19 protein-coding genes are annotated in these 18,473 nt (G+C 64.0%); 13 read left to right on the top strand and 6 right to left on the bottom strand.

Annotated elements, in window-relative coordinates; all coding sequences use genetic code 11:
• The first annotated feature begins 82 nt into the window (after window positions 1-82).
• The 5 genes from RFN30_RS12190 (at window position 83) to RFN30_RS12170 (ending at window position 3,215) form a co-directional block, all read left to right on the top strand.
• Window positions 83-745 (top strand): YggS family pyridoxal phosphate-dependent enzyme, encoded by a 663-nt coding sequence (locus RFN30_RS12190; protein WP_320262325.1) that lies wholly within the window; start codon window positions 83-85, stop codon window positions 743-745.
• 67 nt (window positions 746-812) lie between these two features.
• Window positions 813-1,067 (top strand): type II toxin-antitoxin system Phd/YefM family antitoxin, encoded by a 255-nt coding sequence (locus tag RFN30_RS12185; RefSeq protein WP_320262324.1) that lies wholly within the window; start codon window positions 813-815, stop codon window positions 1,065-1,067.
• Window positions 1,067-1,474: a type II toxin-antitoxin system VapC family toxin gene (locus RFN30_RS12180; RefSeq protein WP_320262323.1), complete on the top strand. Its 408-nt coding sequence runs from the start codon at window positions 1,067-1,069 to the stop codon at window positions 1,472-1,474. The genes RFN30_RS12185 and RFN30_RS12180 overlap by 1 nt, the downstream gene beginning before the upstream one ends.
• Before the next feature lie 125 nt (window positions 1,475-1,599).
• Window positions 1,600-2,001, top strand: a complete 402-nt coding sequence (locus tag RFN30_RS12175) for a hypothetical protein (protein WP_320262322.1) — start codon at window positions 1,600-1,602, stop codon at window positions 1,999-2,001.
• A gap of 164 nt (window positions 2,002-2,165) precedes the next feature.
• Window positions 2,166-3,215, top strand: coding sequence for an aldo/keto reductase (locus RFN30_RS12170; RefSeq protein WP_320262321.1), 1,050 nt, complete (start codon window positions 2,166-2,168; stop codon window positions 3,213-3,215).
• Window positions 3,216-3,278: 63 nt separating this feature from the next.
• Here the strand turns inward: RFN30_RS12170 and RFN30_RS12165 are convergent, their stop codons facing one another.
• Window positions 3,279-4,184 (bottom strand): LysR family transcriptional regulator, encoded by a 906-nt coding sequence (locus tag RFN30_RS12165; protein ID WP_320262320.1) that lies wholly within the window; start codon window positions 4,182-4,184, stop codon window positions 3,279-3,281.
• 121 nt (window positions 4,185-4,305) lie between these two features.
• Here RFN30_RS12165 and RFN30_RS12160 point away from each other — a divergent pair, with 121 nt between their 5' ends.
• Together RFN30_RS12160 and RFN30_RS12155 are read left to right on the top strand one after the other, a co-directional pair.
• Entirely contained in the window at window positions 4,306-5,493 is a 1,188-nt protein-coding gene (locus tag RFN30_RS12160) for an MFS transporter (RefSeq protein WP_320262319.1), read from the top strand.
• Window positions 5,494-5,533: 40 nt separating this feature from the next.
• A complete protein-coding gene (locus tag RFN30_RS12155; protein WP_320262318.1) occupies window positions 5,534-6,568 on the top strand; it encodes an aldo/keto reductase in 1,035 nt (344 codons plus the stop codon).
• A 208-nt stretch (window positions 6,569-6,776) separates the two neighbouring features.
• Here RFN30_RS12155 and RFN30_RS12150 read toward each other — a convergent pair whose 3' ends face one another.
• A complete protein-coding gene (locus RFN30_RS12150; RefSeq protein ID WP_192258213.1) occupies window positions 6,777-7,049 on the bottom strand; it encodes an usg protein in 273 nt (90 codons plus the stop codon).
• Between the two features lie 306 nt (window positions 7,050-7,355).
• Here RFN30_RS12150 and acs point away from each other — a divergent pair, with 306 nt between their 5' ends.
• Both acs and RFN30_RS12140 read left to right on the top strand, forming a co-directional pair.
• Window positions 7,356-9,311, top strand: coding sequence for an acetate--CoA ligase (gene acs, locus RFN30_RS12145; protein WP_320262317.1), 1,956 nt, complete (start codon window positions 7,356-7,358; stop codon window positions 9,309-9,311).
• Entirely contained in the window at window positions 9,311-10,060 is a 750-nt protein-coding gene (locus RFN30_RS12140) for an MOSC domain-containing protein (protein ID WP_320262316.1), read from the top strand. The genes acs and RFN30_RS12140 overlap by 1 nt, the downstream gene beginning before the upstream one ends.
• Window positions 10,061-10,075: 15 nt before the next feature.
• Here RFN30_RS12140 and RFN30_RS12135 read toward each other — a convergent pair whose 3' ends face one another.
• From RFN30_RS12135 to RFN30_RS12125, 3 genes are all read right to left on the bottom strand, one after another.
• Window positions 10,076-11,344 (bottom strand): class I SAM-dependent methyltransferase, encoded by a 1,269-nt coding sequence (locus RFN30_RS12135; protein WP_320262315.1) that lies wholly within the window; start codon window positions 11,342-11,344, stop codon window positions 10,076-10,078.
• A gap of 410 nt (window positions 11,345-11,754) precedes the next feature.
• Complete coding sequence (locus RFN30_RS12130; RefSeq protein ID WP_320262314.1) at window positions 11,755-13,173, bottom strand: pilus assembly protein; 1,419 nt, start codon at window positions 13,171-13,173, stop codon at window positions 11,755-11,757.
• A gap of 304 nt (window positions 13,174-13,477) precedes the next feature.
• A complete protein-coding gene (locus RFN30_RS12125) occupies window positions 13,478-14,347 on the bottom strand; it encodes a transglutaminase-like domain-containing protein (protein ID WP_320262313.1) in 870 nt (289 codons plus the stop codon).
• Between the two features lie 170 nt (window positions 14,348-14,517).
• On the opposite strand from RFN30_RS12125, the gene RFN30_RS12120 reads away from it, so the two are divergent.
• A complete protein-coding gene (locus RFN30_RS12120; protein ID WP_320262312.1) occupies window positions 14,518-15,183 on the top strand; it encodes an HAD-IA family hydrolase in 666 nt (221 codons plus the stop codon).
• Between the two features lie 112 nt (window positions 15,184-15,295).
• Here RFN30_RS12120 and RFN30_RS12115 read toward each other — a convergent pair whose 3' ends face one another.
• Window positions 15,296-15,514, bottom strand: a complete 219-nt coding sequence (locus RFN30_RS12115; protein WP_320262311.1) for a DUF1674 domain-containing protein — start codon at window positions 15,512-15,514, stop codon at window positions 15,296-15,298.
• A gap of 157 nt (window positions 15,515-15,671) precedes the next feature.
• Between RFN30_RS12115 and htpX the strand changes: the two genes are divergently transcribed.
• From htpX to RFN30_RS12100, 3 genes are read left to right on the top strand one after another with little or no spacing between them, the layout of a single operon-like run.
• Window positions 15,672-16,685 carry a zinc metalloprotease HtpX gene (htpX, locus tag RFN30_RS12110; protein WP_320262310.1) on the top strand — a complete coding sequence of 338 codons (1,014 nt, stop codon included), beginning with the start codon at window positions 15,672-15,674 and terminating at the stop codon, window positions 16,683-16,685.
• Window positions 16,686-16,735: 50 nt separating this feature from the next.
• Entirely contained in the window at window positions 16,736-16,999 is a 264-nt protein-coding gene (locus tag RFN30_RS12105) for a hypothetical protein (RefSeq protein ID WP_320262309.1), read from the top strand.
• The gene (locus tag RFN30_RS12100; protein WP_320262308.1) at window positions 16,996-18,342 is read left to right on the top strand and encodes an RsmB/NOP family class I SAM-dependent RNA methyltransferase; all 1,347 of its coding nucleotides are present in this window, start codon (window positions 16,996-16,998) and stop codon (window positions 18,340-18,342) included. Before RFN30_RS12105 ends, RFN30_RS12100 begins: the two co-directional genes overlap by 4 nt.
• Window positions 18,343-18,473: the final 131 nt, after the last annotated feature.

Raw genomic sequence — 18,473 nt, 5'->3', positions numbered from 1 at the left:
TCGCGGTGTTCACCATGGATTGCCGGACCCGTCAACTGTGGCGATCCGGCGAAGGCGCTAAAACTATAGGCAGGATATGGGCATGACGAGTGCCGTCGAACAGCTTCTCGCGGTCAAGGCGAGGATCGCGAATGCCGAGCGCGAGGCCAAGCGCGACCCCGGCGCCGTCACGCTGGTCGCGGTATCGAAGACGTTTACGGCCGAAGATATTCGTCCCGTGATCGAGGCCGGCCAGCGCGTTTTCGGCGAGAACCGCGTGCAGGAAGCCCAAGGCAAATGGCCGGGGCTGAAGGAGGCATTTCCCGACATCGAATTGCATCTGATCGGCCCGCTGCAATCCAACAAGGCCAAGGAAGCGGTGGCGCTTTTCGACGTCATCGAGACGGTCGACCGCGAGAAGATCGCCGCCGAGCTTGCCAAGGAGACCGCCAGGCAAGGTCGGGCGCCGAAACTCTATGTCCAGGTCAACACCGGCTCCGAGCCGCAAAAGGCCGGCATCGAGCCGCGCGAGGCGGTTCGTTTCGTCAAGCGCTGTCGCGAGGCGCACGGCCTCGCCATCGAGGGCCTGATGTGCATTCCGCCGGCGGACGAGAATCCCGGCCCGCATTTCGCGCTTTTGGAAAAGATCGCCCGCGAAGCCGGCGTCGCAAAGCTCTCGATGGGCATGTCCGGCGACTACGAGACCGCGATTGCCTTCGGCGCCACCAGCGTCAGGGTCGGCTCGGCGATCTTCGGCAGCCGGTAGGCCTTCGTTTCGATTGATAATGGGAAACTGTCGGTTTATATCTAGCCAAGCTAGCTAGGAGCGACCCATGAACTGGCATCTTCAGGACGCGAAGAACAATTTTTCGAAAGTGGTACAGCGGGCGCGAACCGAGGGGCCGCAGACCGTGACGCTTCGCGGCGAGCGCGCTGCGGTCGTGCTTTCCGCCGAGGACTACGACCGCCTGGCCGGGAAAAAGAAGTCGCTCGCCGAATATCTTCTGAGCGGTCCTGGCTGGGACGATGAATTCGACAAGGAAATCACCCATCGCCCGGATACGATGATCCGGGACGTCGATCTCTGATGTACCTGCTCGACACGAATGTTGTTTCGGACGTGCAAAGGCGGCTGCCGAAGCCGACCGCCTGGATAGCTTCGATCGATCCGGCATCAATCAGCCTCAGCGTCATTACACTCGGCGAGATCGAGCGGGGAATCGTCAAGCAGCGTGAGGTCGCCCCCGAAAGGGCCGCCCGGCTTGATATCTGGCTGCGAGAGTTGCGAAGAGACAATGACGACCGCATCCTTCCGATCACCGAAGAGATTGCACTGGCATGGGGACGCATCACGGCAGGTCGCACGCGAGGCGGCGCAGACTCCCTCATTGCCGCCACGGCGCTGGTCCATGACCTTATTTTGGTCACGCGCAATGTCGCGGACTTCGAATATATTGGCCTGACAGTCCTCAACCCTTGGGAAAGCTTATCCTGAGCTTCGCCGGATCGCTGGCGGCAAAGGCAGGCGCGTCATACCACCGCATTGTCGCGCCGGACCACCTCACTAGGTGCGGGTGAAGGAACGAGCGCGTGGCTCCTTTCAAGTCAAAGGAGGCTCCGATGACCGTCACACGCCACGACCAGGAAATCACACAGGACCGGCAAATCTCCCGCGGGCTGCACCGATGGGTCTATTTCGCCATGGTGGGGCTTGCTGCCTGCTATGCGCTGTCGGCCTGGATCGGCTTCGCCGGCGGCTATGACGAATACCTGCTTTTCGTCGTCACCGGATTCATCGTGATGTCGGTGGCGCTGCCGGCCATCGCCGGCCGCGTCTGGCGCCATCACCGGATCGGCCGTCCCCGCAAGGTCAAGGCTTTCCCCGATTGGATCGCAGGCGAAATCGACACCGGCGAGCATCCGGTGAAAGCCAGCACCGCGACGATCGAAATTCTCCTGCCGCTTGCCGCCGTCGCATTCGGCATGACGGCGTTCGCGATCCTCGCTCTGGTGGAAAGCTGAGCTATCCGAGGCAGACGCTTGGTCACGATCTCGTTACCGACCCAACCGGCGGGGGCGGATTCGTTGCGCCGTCGCTTGAAACGAAACGGGCCGTTCCTATTTCCCTCGTGTCATCCGGACAAAAATGTCCTCTCACCCAATCCTTCTCTCGGGGAAATCTCACCATGCGTTACAACCAGCTCGGCAATACCGGCCTGTTCGTCTCCGAACTCTGCCTCGGCACCATGACCTTCGGTGCCGCCGGCGAGAACGCCCAATGGGGCCTCATCGCCAGCCTCGACCAGAAAGGCGTGAACGAGATCGTGGGTCGCTCGATCGCTGCCGGCGTCAATTTCTTCGACACCGCCGACGTCTACTCCTTCGGCCAGTCGGAGAGGCTGCTCGGCCAGTCGCTGAAGGACCTTGGCGTCAAGCGTTCGGACGTGATCGTCGCCACCAAGGTGCATGGCGTCATGGGCGAAGGCCCCAACCAGCGCGGCTCCTCGCGCGGCCACATCATGGATTCGATCGACGGCAGCCTCGAGCGGCTGCAGACCGACCATATCGACCTCTACCAACTGCACGGCACCGATACGGTGACGCCGATCGACGAGACGCTGCGGGCGCTCGACGACCTCGTCGCCAGCGGCAAGGTGCGTTACGTCGGCGTCTCCAACTGGCAGGCCTGGCGCATCGCCAAGGCGCTGGGCATCGCCGAGCGCAAGGATTATGCCCGTTTCGAGACGGTGCAGTCCTACTACTCCATCGCCGGCCGCGATCTCGAGCGCGAGATCGTGCCTTTGATCAACGAGGAAAAGCTCGGCCTCATGGTCTGGTCGCCGATGGCGGGCGGGCTGCTGTCGGGCAAGTACGGACCGGGCGCGCCGGGCAATGGCGAAGGCCGCCGCGCTTCCTTCAACTTCCCGCCGGTCAACGAGGACCGCGCCTGGACGGCGGTCGCAGCCATGCGCGAGATCGCCAAAAAGCACAACGTCAACGTCGCCACGGTGGCGCTGGGCTATGTGCTGGCAAAACCCTTCGTGATGAGCGTCATCATCGGCGCCAGCCGCATGGACCAGCTCGAACAGAACCTCGCCGCCACCGGGCTGAAGTTCGACGCCGACGATCTCGCGAAGCTCGACGAGGTCAGCGCGCTGCCGTCCGAATATCCCGGCTGGATGCTGGAGCGACAAGGCGCCGGCCGGCGTCCGGCGCCTTTCGTGCCGAAGGTGTGATCCGCCGTCGAATAGCCTGACTTATCGGGAGCCGCGTGTCCTCGGACGCGCGGCTTTTCCGTTTCAGAGACGAACGGTTTCCGCGAGAAAGTCGAGAAAGGCGCGCACCCTGGCCGGCAGATGCTTGCCCTGACCGACATAGACTGCGTGCGTCGGCTCCTCGTCGCCGGGATTGAACTCCTCCAGCAACGGCACGAGCAGCCCGGCGGCGATGTCGGGTTCGACATGCCAGCGCGCCAGCCGCGCTATGCCGGCTCCTGCCAACGTCGTTCGCCGCATCGCTTCGCCGTCGGTCAGCGACATGTTTCCGACAATCGGCATGATGATCGATTTGCCTGTCGCATCGACAAAGGGCCAACCTTCGATGTGCCTGGCAAAGCCGAAGGCCAGCATGTTGTGGCGGGCGAGGTCGGACAATGCGCGTGGCGTGCCGCGCGCTTCGAGATAGGCAGGCGACGCGACCAGCACCATCCGGCTCTGGCCGAGCTTGCGCGCCACCAGGCGTGACTCGCGCAGCGGCCCGGCGCGGATGGCGACGTCGGCGCGCTCTTCCAGAAGGTCGATGACACTGTCGGTCAGCACGGCTTCGACGAAAATCTCGGGGTACTTTTCCAGGAAACGCGGCAGCAGCGCCATCAGCCGGTGCTGGCCGAACGGCACATAGGAATTGACCCTCAGCCTGCCGCGCGGCGCCGCACCCGCCGCCGCTTCGCGCTCGGCCGCGTCGAGGTCGGCGAGGATGCGCAAGCCGCTGTCGTGGAAGGCGGCCCCTTCCGGGGTCAGTTGCAGCCGCCGCGTCGAGCGGCTGATGAGCCGCGCGCCGAGCCGCGCCTCGAGCCGTGCAATCAGCTTGCTCACGGCCGATGGCGTCATGCGCAGCGCCCGTGCCGCCGCCGAAAAACTGCCCGCCTCGACGACGCGGACGAACACTTCGATCTCGCCGGAGCGGTTGATTTCGGGCCTCGCCATTCGTGAATCTATTTCACAGAAAATATGCCCGATGCAAGCTGGTTCACAGCTTGGCGGATCACGATCTTCGCGGTCGGGGCGCGGGATTGGGCGTCCCTTCACAATCAATCGGACCACCGCCATGCCCCTAGCTCTTTATGCCCTCACCGCCGGCGCCTTCGGCATCGGCGTCACCGAATTCGTCATCATGGGCCTGCTGCTCGACGTCAGCGCCGATCTCGGCGTCTCGATCTCGGCCGCGGGCCTGCTGATTTCCGGCTATGCGCTGGGCGTCGTCGTCGGCGCGCCGCTGCTGGGCGCGCTCACCGGCCGCCTGGCGAAAAAGACGCTGCTGCTTGCCCTGATGGTGGTCTTCACTATCGGCAACCTCGCCTGTGCGCTGGCGCCCGACTACTGGACGCTGATGGCGGCGCGTGTGCTCACCGCTTTCGCCCATGCCTCCTTCTTCGGCGTCGGCTCGGTCGTCGCCACCAGCCTTGTCACGCCCAACAGGAAGGCCTCGGCGATCGCGCTGATGTTCACCGGCCTCACCGTCGCCAACATCCTCGGCGTGCCGTTCGGCACCTGGCTCGGCCAGGCCTATGGCTGGCGATCGACCTTCCTCGCCGTGACGCTGGTCGGCATCGTCGCCTTTGCCGTGATCGCGCTGTTGGTGCCGCGCGACGAACCGGCCGCGACCGACGACGAGGCGAACTCCGAAAGCGCGCTTGCCGTGCTGGGCCGCCGGCCGGTGCTACTCGGACTGTTGACCACGGTGCTGAGCTGGGTCGGCGTCTTTGCCGCCTTCACCTATCTGGCGCCGATCCTGACCCGGATCAGCGGCTTCTCCGAAGCCGCTGTGTCGCCGATCCTGCTCGTCTTCGGCGGCGGGCTGGTCGCCGGCAATCTGCTCGGCGGGCGTCTTGCCGACCGCCATCTGGTGCCGACGGTCATCGGCACGCTGATCGCGCTCTCGGCCGTGCTGTTCGTCATGACCGCCGCCATCCATCAGCCGATTGCGGCGATCATCGCCGTCGGCCTGCTGGGCGCAGCTGCTTTCGCCACCGTCGCCCCGCTGCAGATGTGGGTGCTGGACAAGGCCAAGGGCGCTGGCCAGGGCCTCGCTTCGTCCTTCAACATCGCCGCCTTCAACCTTGGCAATGCGATCGGCGCCTGGCTCGGCGGCTTCGTCATCGACCACGGACCGGGCCTCGGCGCCGTCACGCTTGTCGCCGGCCTGGTGCCGCTTGCAGCGCTGGCCGTCGTGCTCCTTGCGCTGCGCCTGGAGCGCGGCCGCAGGCTCGGAGCGCCGGTCACCGCGCAGTGCTGACCGGCCCAAATCCGCCATCAAGATCATAAGGAGCAACATCATGGACTATCGACGTCTCGGCGCTTCCGGCCTGCAAGTGCCTGCGCTTTCCTTCGGCGCCGGAACCTTCGGCGGCTCGGGCCCGCTGTTCGGCGCCTGGGGCAACAGCGACGCGAAGGAAGCACGCCGGCTGGTCGACATCTGCCTGGAGGCAGGCGTCAATCTCTTCGACACGGCCGACGTCTATTCGAACGGCGCCTCGGAGGAGGTGCTTGGCGAGGCGATCAAAGGACGCCGCGACACGGTGCTGATCTCGACCAAGACCGCGCTGCCGATGGGCGACGGCCCGGCCGATTATGGTTCTTCCCGTTCACGGTTGATCCGCTCCGTCGACGCGGCACTGAAGCGCCTCGGTACCGACTATATCGACCTCTTGCAGTTGCACGCCTTCGACGCCGCGACGCCGATCGAGGAAGTGCTGTCGACGCTGGACGACCTCGTGCGCTCGGGCAAGCTGCGCTATGTCGGCGTCTCCAACTTCTCCGGCTGGCAGGTGATGAAATCGCTCGGCCTGGCCGACAAGCACGGCTATCCGCGCTACATCGCGCATCAGGTCTACTATTCGCTGGTCGGGCGCGACTATGAATGGGAGTTGATGCCGCTCGGCCTCGATCAGGGCGTCGGCGCGCTGGTGTGGAGCCCGCTCGGCTGGGGACGGCTGACCGGCAAGATCCGCCGCGGCCAGCCCTTGCCGGAAAAGAGCCGCCTGCACGACACCGCAAGCTTCGGTCCGCCGGTCGAAGACGAGCATCTCTATCGGGTGGTCGACGCGCTGGAGGCGATCGCCGCCGAGACGGGCAAGACCGTGCCGCAGGTCGCCATCAACTGGCTGCTGCAGCGGCCGACCGTATCGTCGGTGATCATCGGCGCGCGCAACGAGGAACAACTGCGCCAGAACCTCGGCGCCGTCGGCTGGACGTTGGCGCCGGAGCACATGAAGGCGCTCGATGATGCAAGCGCGGTGACCGCGCCTTATCCTTACTTTCCGTATCGTCGTCAGGAAGGATTCGCCCGGCTCAACCCGCCGGCGGTGTGAAGCGCCGGCGTTGAAGCTGCCAATCTCCCCCCTTGCGGGGGAGATGTCCGGCAGGACAGAGGGGGGTGTGAAGGATCGCGACCCTTTGGCTTGAACCGCCAACTACGAGCGCCTTCATGGACAATTGCAGAGATGTTGGCGGGACAGCACCCCCCTCTGCCCTGCCGGGCATCTCCCCCGCAAGGGGGGAGATTAGCTGTACCGCCGCTCAGTGTAATACGAACTCCCCATCCACCTTCCGCCACTCGTTCGGGGCGATCAGCTTCTGGTGCGTGTAGGTGACCGAATGCAGCGGACCGTCGAGCTTCGTCTTCCAGAATTCGATGAAGCGGATCAGCACCGGAAACTTCGGCGCGATGTCGTAGTCCTGCCAGATGAAGCTTTGCAGCAAATGCGGGTGGTCAGGAAAGTGATAGAGGATTTTGGCCGTAGTCAGCCCATAGCCTCTCAGCATCAGGTCCATTTCGGAATGATCGCGCATTGCAGCCCCCAGATTTGATTCTCCTTCCCTCCCAACACGAAATTGTGCGCGCTATTGCTTACCCGTCTATTGATATTCTAGTGGTCGCCTTCGGTTTTGTCACGAAAAAACATATGCTTAGCAGCGACCGCCGCCGACTGCTGACAGCGCTTCGCGGTTGCCCCTGCGTCATCCCGCCGCGCGAATCCAACGTCTAATATTGCCGTCACAGCGGAACTGTTAATAATGCCCGCGAATTCGCGGCTGCTTCGCCGCGATGCCGCCGGCATGTCAAGCCGGCGGAACCGTCCCGGAGGAAAGCTAAAAATGTCCGATGCCCATGTCCACCGCGTCCAGCCGGCGTGGAAGAAGAACGCGCTGATCGACAACGACACCTATCTCAAATGGTACGCCGACAGCGTGAAGAATCCGGACAAGTTCTGGGGCAAGCACGGCAAGCGCATCGACTGGTTCAAGCCCTTCACCAAGGTGAAGAACACTTCCTTCAACGGCAAGGTCTCGATCAAGTGGTTCGAGGACGGCCAGACCAATGTTTCCTACAATTGCATCGACCGGCATCTGAAGAAGCGCGGCGACCAGACCGCCATCATCTGGGAGGGCGACAACCCCTACGATGACAGGAAGATCACCTACAACGAGCTTTATGCGCATGTCTGCCGCTTCGCCAATGTGCTGAAGAAGCACGGCGTCAAGAAGGGCGACCGCGTCACCATCTACATGCCGATGATCCCGGAGACGGCTTACGCGATGCTTGCCTGCACGCGTATCGGAGCCATCCATTCGGTCGTCTTCGGCGGCTTCTCGCCCGACTCTCTCGCCGGGCGCATCGACGACTGCAAATCGACCTTCGTCATTACAACCGACGAGGGCCTGCGCGGCGGCAGGCCGATCCCGCTGAAGGACAACACCGACAAGGCGATCGAAATCGCCGCCAAGGCCGGGACCAAGGTCGAGAAGGTCCTGGTCGTACGCCGCACCGGCGGCAAGGTCGGCTGGACGCCCGGCCGCGACCTCTGGTACCACGACGAGGCCGCCACCGTTAAGGCCGACTGCAAGCCGGAGAAGATGAAGGCGGAGGATCCTCTCTTCATCCTCTACACCTCGGGCTCGACCGGCAAGCCGAAGGGCGTGCTGCACACCACCGCCGGCTATCTCGTCTTCGTCTCGATGACGCACCAATATGTCTTCGACTACCATGACGGCGACATCTACTGGTGCACCGCCGATGTCGGCTGGGTCACCGGCCACAGCTACATCGTCTACGGGCCTCTAGCCAACGGCGCCACCACGCTGATGTTCGAAGGCGTGCCGAACTACCCCTCGCAGTCGCGCTTCTGGGAAGTCATCGACAAGCACAATGTCAACATCTTCTACACCGCGCCGACGGCGCTGCGCGCGCTGATGGGCGCCGGCGACGGCCACGTGAAGAAGACCTCGCGCAAGTCGCTGCGCGTGCTGGGCACCGTCGGCGAGCCGATCAATCCGGAAGCCTGGGAGTGGTATTTCAACGTCGTCGGCAACGCCAAGGTGCCGATCGTCGACACGTGGTGGCAGACCGAGACCGGCGGCATCCTGATCACGCCGCTGCCCGGCGCCACGGACCTCAAAGCGGGTTCCGCGACGCGACCCTTCTTCGGCGTCCAGCCGCAGCTGGTCAACGGCGACGGCAACGTGCTCGAAGGGGCGGCCGACGGCAATCTCTGCATCATCGATTCCTGGCCGGCCCAGATGCGCACCGTCTATGGTGATCACGACCGTTTCGTGCAGACCTATTTCTCGACCTACAAGGGCAAGTACTTCACCGGCGACGGCTGCCGCCGCGACGAAGACGGCTATTACTGGATCACCGGCCGAGTCGACGACGTCATCAATGTCTCCGGCCATCGCATGGGCACCGCCGAGGTCGAATCCGCGCTGGTCAGCCACGACAAGGTCTCGGAAGCAGCCGTCGTCGGCTATCCGCACGACATCAAGGGGCAAGGAATCTACTGCTACGTCACGCTGATGGCCGGCGAGACATCGGGCGATGGATTGCGCAAGGAACTGATCGACCATGTCCGCAAGGAGATCGGCGCCATCGCCACGCCGGACAAGATCCAGTTCGCGCCGGGTCTGCCGAAGACCCGTTCGGGCAAGATCATGCGCCGCATCCTGCGCAAGATCGCCGAGGACGATTATGGCTCGCTCGGCGACACCTCGACGCTCGCCGATCCGGCCGTTGTCGACGATCTCGTCGCCAACCGGCAGAACAAAAGGGCCTGATGACCGTCCAGGCGGCACTCGGCACGGTCAGTCAGCTCTGGCGCTATCCGGCGAGCTCGCTCGCCGGCGAGCGCCTCGACGCCATCTCGGTCAGCATCGAAAGCATCGAAGGCGATCGCATGTTCGGCCTGGTCGACGCTACGGACAACGAGATCGCGAGGCCCGACCGCGACGTCAAATGGCACAAGGTGCCACGCATCCGCACGAGGCTGTCCGCAGACAGGAAGCTCGAGGTGGCCGTGCCGGACGGCGACTGGCTGGCGGCCCCCGGGTCCGAAAGCGATCGCGCCGTTTCCGACTATCTCGGCTTCAAGGCGTCGATCCGGCCGTTCGGCCAGGAGAACGCGCCGCCGACCTATGCCGGCCCGCTGACCGCCGCTCGCTACCGCAAGGCGCCGATCCACCTGCTCACCACCGCCTCGCTGGCAAGGCTGAAGGCGCTGCATCCGGAAGGCGTGCCCGATCCGCGCCGTTTCCGTCCCAACGTCGTCGTCGATATGGACCCCGTCGAAGGCTCTTTCCCGGAAACCGAATGGATCGGCCGCAAGCTTGCGGTCGGCGATCTCCTGCTCACCGTCTCCGAGCCTTGCCGCCGCTGCGGCTTCACCATCATCGCCCAGGACGGCTTCGACAACGATCCCGGCATCCTGCGCAATCTTGTCCGCCACAACGCCCACAATCTCGGCGTCTACTGCACCGTCGACCGGCCGGCGCGGATCGAGATGGGCGCGCCGATGCGCTTCGTCTGACCGCTCACCTTCACCCTACCGGTAGAGATCGGCTCGCGTCGGCGGCAGGCCGCTCGGGCCACGCGCGCGCCTAGTGGCGACGGTCTGGAAAATCTGCGCCGAGGCGCGCTCGAAGGCGATCGAGCAGCCGCTGAGATAGAGCAGCCAGAGCCGCGCCTTCGCCTCGCCGACCTCGGCGATCGCCTCCTCGAAGCGGGCATGGAGGCGCTCCGCCCACAGACGGCAGGTGCGCTGATAATGCTCGCGCAGGTTCTCGACGTCATGGACAAGGAAGCCATGCGCCTCGAGATTGCCGAGCGTCATGCCGATCGTGTCGAGCTCGCCGCCGGGGAAGATGTATTTGATCAGCGCCTTGTATTCCGGTCCCTTGCGCAGCGTCTTCCTGATATCGCCCTTGCTGCGCCTGGTGATGGCGTGGTGCAGGTAGATGCCGCCGGGCTTCAGCAGGCGGTGAACCGCCGAGAAATAGGCATCGTGGTTGGCAAGCCCCAGATGCTCGAACATGCCGATCGACGAGATCTTGTCGAAGCTGCCGGAGAGCTCGGCATAGGATTTTATCTCGATGGTGATCCGGTCCTCCAGCCCTTCGGCGCGAATGCGCTCGCGGGCAAGGTCGGTCTGGGCTTGCGACAACGAGACGCCGTGGCCGACGACGCCATAGTTCTTCGCCGCATGGATGAGCATGGCGCCCCAGCCGCAGCCGATGTCGAGCAGCCTTTCGCCCGGCTTCAGCCTGAGCTTGCGGCAGATATGGTCGAGCTTGTCGACCTGGGCCTGGTCGATGTCGTTGGCGAAATCCCGGAAGTAGCCGCAGCTATAGACCATGCGCTCGTCGAGGAAGAGCCGGTAGAAGGCGTTCGAGATGTCGTAGTGATGCTGGATCGCCTCCTTGTTCGATCCGCTGACGAAGGGCTTGCGGCCGGAGAGATCGCTGCGCGCCGTCATCTGTTTTCGCGAAAACAGCACCGCAGGCAGGTCGCGCAGGATCGCCAGCTTGGGCAGGGATTTGAGCTTCGTCTTGAGCTTGCCTTGCGAAGGCAGGGCGTAGAAATCGAACAGCGTGCCGCCTTCGATGTCGACGGTCTTGGAAATCCACATCTCGACCAGCGTCGAGAAGGTCGGCCGCCGCGCCAGCTGCCAGACGATGTCCTGGTCGTTGATGGCAAGCACCGGACCGCCGGCCGGCCCGATCCGCTCGCCGGTCCACAGCCTGACCGCAAAACCCGGCTTCAGTGTCTCGACGACCCTCCGCACGATCCGCGCGGCCCTGTCGGCGGCATTCATTCCAACCTCCCGATGCATCGAATACGCCCACTTGCCGAGGCACTGTCGTCCAATTGGCCTTGGGACCGCAATCCCGATCTGTTGCGCAAATGCACTACTGCGAGGATTTCCCGCTTGGCCATTGCGTCGCGGCACCTTGTCATTTGCCGCGACGCACCCCATTCTTTGGGCCGTGTTCAACCAATCGAAAGGAGGTGATCCGATGTCGAGTGATTTCGTTTTCCATAACGTGAGCTCAGCGGATTGCACTTCCGGGAAGCAGTCTTCCCGTTAAGGCGCGAGACGCGCGGCAGGTGACCCGAAGGGGTCGCCGCCAGGAGCCGCGTCATGGACGGAAACACGGAAGGCCGCCGGCTTCGTCAAGAAGCGGCGGCCTTTTCCTTTGGTGCGAGTGGCGGGGTGCGGATCGATCAGCGTCTGATGGTAAGCTTCTCGATATTCTGGGTGATCTCTTCGAAGGCCCCCGACAGTTCGGCCCCGTTGGCGGCCTCGTAATAGTGCTTCAATGGGGAAGTGTCTGCGCTCGCGCAGTCCTTTAGCACGGACTTGGCCTGATCCCGCTCGGTCGTCGTCATCGACGGATCATTGAGATCGAAGCCGATGGTGAAGACCTCGATGCCGTCGCGCTTCATGTTGTCGCAGATGTTCTCGGCGTTGCTGCGCGCCATCTGGCCCTGGTCCTGTCCCTTCGGGGCTCCGCGCGGGCCCGCAAAGGCCGTGTTGAATTGACCGTCCGTCATCAGTATGGCGATCTTGGCCACCTTTTTCGGATCGAAATTGGCAGGGCCGGCGCCCAGACGGGCATCGACGATTGCCGAGCGCCCGGACGGCGAGAGCATATAGTAGCCCCATTGCGCGGCAATCCCGCCGGCTGTCACGCCAGTCGCGCTGAAATGGTCGATCGTGACGAGCAGCTTGTCCTGGTCGGCCGTCAGCGGAATGACCGCAGGAGCCGGGCAGGTCTTCATGTGATCGTCGCGATTGACCTTGGCCAGGTACTCCCGGCCGCTGTTGTCCCGCCGCGATGTGGAAGGTCCGTCGGACGAGGTGTCGGCGTGGCCGTCCTTGTCTTTGCGTTCGGTGGCACATTTATCCTTCGCCGGTGTCACCGACGCCGAAACCGGAGCATCCAATGGCGGCGGCAGGTCCGGCCCGCCCTTCTCCTCGACGAAGACGCTGCCGGACAGAGCGCCGGTATTCACCGCTTCGGCGTAAGGAACGATCGCCACCCGTACACGCGGATCGCTGGGGTCGCGATTCTGTTTTAGAAGATCCTTGACCGCATTCGAGGCCGCGTCCTGCAGGTCGCCGATCTTATTGGTCTTGGTTCTCCAGTCGGCAGCCATCGAACCCGTGATGTCGAGCATCATCGCCACCTCGATCTTCTTGTCCGAATAGAGCGCCAAGGTCGACGTGGTCACGCGCTGCATGTTGCCCACGCTGAAGAGCGGGAAATAGAGAGCGCTATCGGCATGCCCATCGGCCTGCACGGTTTTCGCCGTCCTGTCGATGGAGAGCTTGTCGAGCACGATCTGGTCGGCCTGCAGGATACCGGCCGTGCTGTTGGCGTCGAGAAATGCCTGCACCGATCGATTGGCGTCGGCTTCCTTGATGACGCCGAGGGTGAGATCGCGTGCCGTCGAGGTCACGGCGGCGTCGACGACGCTCTGCAAACTCGATCTCGCATTGTAGAGCTGCGAGATATTGACCGCGAATCCCACCCCCAGCGCCAGGACCGATGCAGCAGCCCCGAACAGAACCGCGAAATTGCCTCCGCGGTCCCGGGCAAAGCCGTCCACCCCACGAACGAGACCGTTGAACTGCCGCATCTTTCCACCCCCGCCTGTCTGCGGCATCGATGCCGCTCGAGGCAGGCGTTGCAGGATTTCGGCCAGACGCTGCCGCCGGTCGGCCAAAGACGCTTAATGGCAGGTTAACGCATTGTTTTTGCTTGATTTCGGCAGACAGGAAGGTGAACGGCGGGTAAACGAAAAGGCGGCGGCGAAATGCCGTTCAGGAAGCGCTTACCATGATCTGTCGGGCGACTGTGACCCCTCCCGCTTCGGCACAGCCACGGTCTGTGCTGAAGCGGGTCAGCGGCGGCGCTGGAGCCATGGTGAAACAGCCACCCGCTTACGCCAGCATTTGCGCGCTTATCGTACGGTCGAGGCCGTGATGCGGCGGATTGAAACGGTTGCCTTCCTGCTTATAAGTCCACACCTTGAACAGGGCGAGCTTGTGCGGGCCGAAGCTGTGCAGCAGCGGCACGTCGGCGGCGTCACGGCCGCGCGCGATCACGACGCGACCTATCCTGCGGCAATTGTGGCGCGGGTCGAACGTGTACCATTTGCCGTCGAGGAACACTTCCATCCAGGCCGAGAAGTCCATTGGTGCCGGATCGGCCGGCACGCCGATATCGCCGAGGTAGCCGTTCACATAGCGCGCCGGAATATTCATGGCGCGACAGAGCGCGATCGCGAGATGCGCGAAGTCGCGGCAGACGCCGACGCGCTCCTCATGCGCCTGTGCCGCCGTGCGGGTGGCGCGGGCATAGCCGTAACCGAAAGAGAGCCGGCTGTGGACATAGTCGACGATCGCCTGCGCGCGCGCCCAGCCTGGCGGCAGATGGCCAAACAGCTGCCAGGCGAGGCTGCCGAGGTGATCGGTCTCGCAATAGCGGCTGCCGAGCAGGTAGACCAGCACCTCGTCCGGCAGGTCCGGCACCGGCGTTTCGCGCGCCAGCGTGTTGACCTCGTCCGTCTCGCCGCTGTCCTCCACCGTCGCATCGTAGAGGATACGGAAGGCGCCGGCCGGCGCCGTGAAACGGCGGCAGATATTGCCGTGGCGGTCGCGATAGGTCCGTGTCGGCACCGAAGGGGACGTCAGCACCCGCGTCTGCCGCTTGACGTCGCGCTGGCGGTCGGGGTGGATGTCGAGCAGCGAGATGATCGGCGTGGCGTGGACGCATTCGATGGCGATTTCATAGCCGAGCCGGATCAGCATCGCGTTCCCCCCTTTTTTGTGATGTCGCAAGACAGGATGAAGAACGCGGCAACGGAGACGTTGTTCCTGCGAAGCATAGAAATGGCGGCTGTACCTTCTCAGGCAGCGCTCACGGCATTAAGGTAAGGCCCGGTTTCGCCCTCCCCGAAAACGATTCCCCAGGATATCCGATGTTCCCAGGCAGAAAGTTCGCCGCCTTCCTTTTCGACATGGACGGCACGGTCCTCAATTCGATCGCCGCGGCGGAACGCGTTTGGACCACATGGGCGCACCGCCATGGCCTCGACGTCGCGAGCTTCCTGCCGACGATCCACGGCAGGCGCGCGCGAGAGACGATCGCCGCGCTGAAGCTTCCCGGCGTCGATCCGATCGTGGAGGCCGATGCGCTGCTCAAGGCCGAGGCTGCCGATCTCGAGGGCATCGTTCCGATCCCGGGCGCGGTGGCGTTTCTCAAATCGCTGCCGCCCGAACGGTGGGCGATCGTCACCTCGGCGCCGCGCGAACTCGCGCTGCTGCGCATTAAGGCGGCCGGCATTCCGGTTCCCGCCATGATGGTTTCGGCCGAGGACGTCACCCACGGCAAGCCGGCGCCCGACTGCTTCCTCTTGGCGGCAAAACGTCTTGGGGTCGAGGCGCACGACTGCCTCGTCTTCGAGGACGCCCCGGCCGGCATCGCCGCGGGCGAAGCTTCCGGCGCCTCGGTGATGGTGATCAGCGCCACGCATGTCCATCCGGTTGTGACGCAGCACGCCAGCATCGCCACCTACGACGCGCTCGGCATTGCTCTCGACGATAACGGCTGGATGGTCGTTGAACCGCAGCGCGACGCGGCCTAAAGCGCGTCGCGCTGAAACGGATCCAGGCGACGCGCTTTAGGTCTTTGTTTTCATGCATGTCGTTTTCGCAAAAACCGCTGCACACTTTTTGCGCGACACGCATCAGCTCTCGTTAAAAGTCGCTGGCGAGACCCTTTACTTCCCAGTCCCCGTAGCGACCGGGTTCCTTGCCGCCGCGGCCGCCGAGCTCCTTCGGCAGGCGGGCTTCCGCCTCGCGGTAGGCCTTTCGCCTGGCTTCGGCTTCCGCCAATGCGCGCTGCGCCTCTGGCGTCAGCGTCTTTTGCGGCTTGTCGCCTTCGGCTGTTTCGATTTTTCTGGGTTGTTCGGTCATGCGATATGCCTTGCCGATTAAAATAGGGGGGGGCCGATTAAAACAGGGGGCCGATTGAAACGGGGACCGGCCTTTCCCATCATATAGCCATGACGATGGCAGGATCGACCCCCATTCGCCACCACGCCAAACGCCACCACGCCGAACGGAAGAGACGATGAACACGCTTCGCACCGCCATGCTTCTTGCCGCGATGACCGCGCTGTTCATGGGCGTCGGCTTTCTCATCGGCGGCACGGGCGGCATGATGATCGCGCTTCTAATCGCCGCCGGCATGAACCTGTTCAGCTACTGGAATGCCGACAAGATGGTGCTGTCGATGAACCGCGCCGTCGAGGTCGACGAGAAGAACGCCCCCGAATATTACGCGATCGTTGAGGCGCTGGCCAAGCAGGCCGGCCTGCCGATGCCGAAGACCTATCTGATCGACAGTCCGCAGCCCAACGCCTTCGCCACCGGCCGCAATCCTCAGAACGCGGCGGTAGCCGCATCCACAGGTTTGCTGGAGCGCCTCAGCCACGAGGAGGTGGCGGCGGTGATGGCGCATGAGCTTGCCCATGTGCAGCATCGCGACACGCTCACCATGGCGATCGTCGCCACGCTCGCCGGCGCGATCTCGATGCTCGGCAACTTCGCATTCTTCTTCGGCGGCAATCGCGACAACAACAACCCGTTCGGCTTCGTCGGCGTGCTTGTCGCCATGCTGGTCGCCCCCTTTGCCGCCATGATCGTGCAGATGGCGGTGAGTCGCACCCGCGAGTATGAGGCCGACCGGCGCGGCGCCGAGATCTGCGGCCACCCGCTATGGCTGGCCTCGGCGCTCGACAAGATCGCCCGCGGCGCCGAACGCATTCCCAATCCGGATGCCGAGCGCAACCCGGCGATGGCGCATCTCTTCATCATCAACCCGCTCCACGGCGAGCGCATGGACAATCTGTTCTCGACCCATCCGAACACCGAGAACCGCATCGCCGCCCTTGAGCAGATGGCGCGCGAGATGGGCAACGTGCCGCAGGCGGCGCGGCGCGAGGCACCGGCGCCGAGCCGGCCGGACGAGCCGCAGGCAGGGCCATGGGGCAAGCCGGCTGAACCGGAGCAGCCGAAGCCCAATCCATGGGGCCGCAATCCGACCGGGCCCCGTGGCGCCGGACCCAAAGGTCCGTGGTCGTGAGAAGGGCGGCCGACCACAAGGTACCCCTGCGCCTTGAGGAAATGCGGATCTTGTGCGCCAAGCATTGGAACCCAATAGGGATACCGATGGAGAATACGGCGACATCCGAGAAGTTAGGGCTTCCTGAGGACGAATATGACAACTATCTGATCCAGGTCATGCGTCTCGTCGTCGACGGTGCATCTCCGAGACAAATCTCCGACTACCTCGGCAAGGTGGAGAATGAATATCTGATGCTTTCTTCCCCCTCAGGAAGCAAAGACGATTTCGTCAACGCTGTCTTCGAACTAGCCAAGCGATCAGCGGCACGATGAAGCTCCATACAAGCCAAGCTTCAGAGGTGGCCGGCCTCGCCGCGCGCAAGGCCGCCGCGCGCCTGCTTGCCGCCGTCATCGATGCCCACACGCCCCTCGACGGACTGACCGACAACGAGCACGGCCACCCGCAATACAAGGCTCTCGACGCCCGTGACCGCGCGCTGGTGCGCGCCATCCTGGTCACGGCGCTGCGTCACCGCATGACCATTGCCGGACTGCTGGCGAAGCGGCTGGAGAGGCCGCTGCCGCCCAATGCCACCGCGCTCTCGCACATCCTGCATGTGGCCGCCGCGCAGATCCTGTTTCTCGATATTCCCGACAGCGCCGCCGTTGACCTCGCCGTCACCCACGCCAAGTCCGACCCGCGAACGACGCGCTTTTCCGGTCTGGTCAACGGCGTGCTGCGTTCGCTCGCGCGCGCCAAGGAAGCTGAGCTTGGCCCCGCGCTTGCCGCAACCAGCGAGGCGCCGCAATGGTTTTCCGAACGGCTGATCTCCGCCTATGGCGTTGAGAAATCACGCGCCATCCTTGCCGCGCATCGCCATGAAGCTCCGGTCGATTTCACGGTCAAATCCGACCCGGCGCTCTGGGCCGGCAAGCTCGGCGGCATCGTGCTGCCCACCGGCACGGTGCGTGTCGAGAAGCTGCAGGCCGGCGTGACCGACCTGGCCGGCTTCGCCGAGGGCGCCTGGTGGGTGCAGGATGCGGCGGCAAGCTTGCCGGCGCGCCTGTTCGGCGACATCGAGGGACAGCGCATCGCCGACCTTTGCGCCGCGCCCGGCGGCAAGACGGCGCAGCTCATCCTCGCCGGCGCCAACGTAACCGCCGTCGACACCTCGAATAACCGGCTGGCCAGGCTGGGTGTGAACCTCAAACGCCTCGGTCTGTCGGCCGAGTTGCTGCAGACCGATCTGCTCGACTATCGGCCGGCGGAACCGTTCGACGCCGTGCTTCTCGATGCCCCCTGCTCTTCGACGGGCACCGTGCGCCGGCATCCCGACGTGCCGTGGACCAAGACCATGGCCGATGTCGAGAAGCTTGCCGCGCTCCAGCGCCGGCTGCTCGCCCATGCCGTCGGCCTCGTCAGACCCGGCGGGCAAATCGTCTTTTCCAACTGTTCGCTCGACCCGATCGAGGGCGAGGATCTTTACCACGCTTTCCTTGCCGGGACTCCCGGCGTGGTCGCCGATCCGATCCGGCCCGGCGAGTTCGCCGGCGTCGATCCGTTCCTGACGCCGGATGGCACGTTACGCACCACGCCCGCCGACATGGTGCTGGGATCGCCTGGCATTTCCGGCCTGGACGGCTTCTTTGCAGCCCGGATGAGAAGGACGATTTAGTGCATGTCGCGCAAAAGTGTGCAGCGGTTTTGCGAAAACGACATGTATAAAAACAAGACGTTATTGCATAAAACTTGCCGACTTTTTTAGGGACGACCCCCGGCGGCAGCGCGTGAAGAGCTTCACTTCGG

Source organism: Mesorhizobium dulcispinae (assembly GCF_033977345.1).
Lineage (GTDB): Bacteria > Pseudomonadota > Alphaproteobacteria > Rhizobiales > Rhizobiaceae > Mesorhizobium > Mesorhizobium dulcispinae.
The sequence above is the reverse complement of the archived record's forward strand: the minus strand, read 5'-3'. Positions and strand labels throughout refer to the sequence as shown.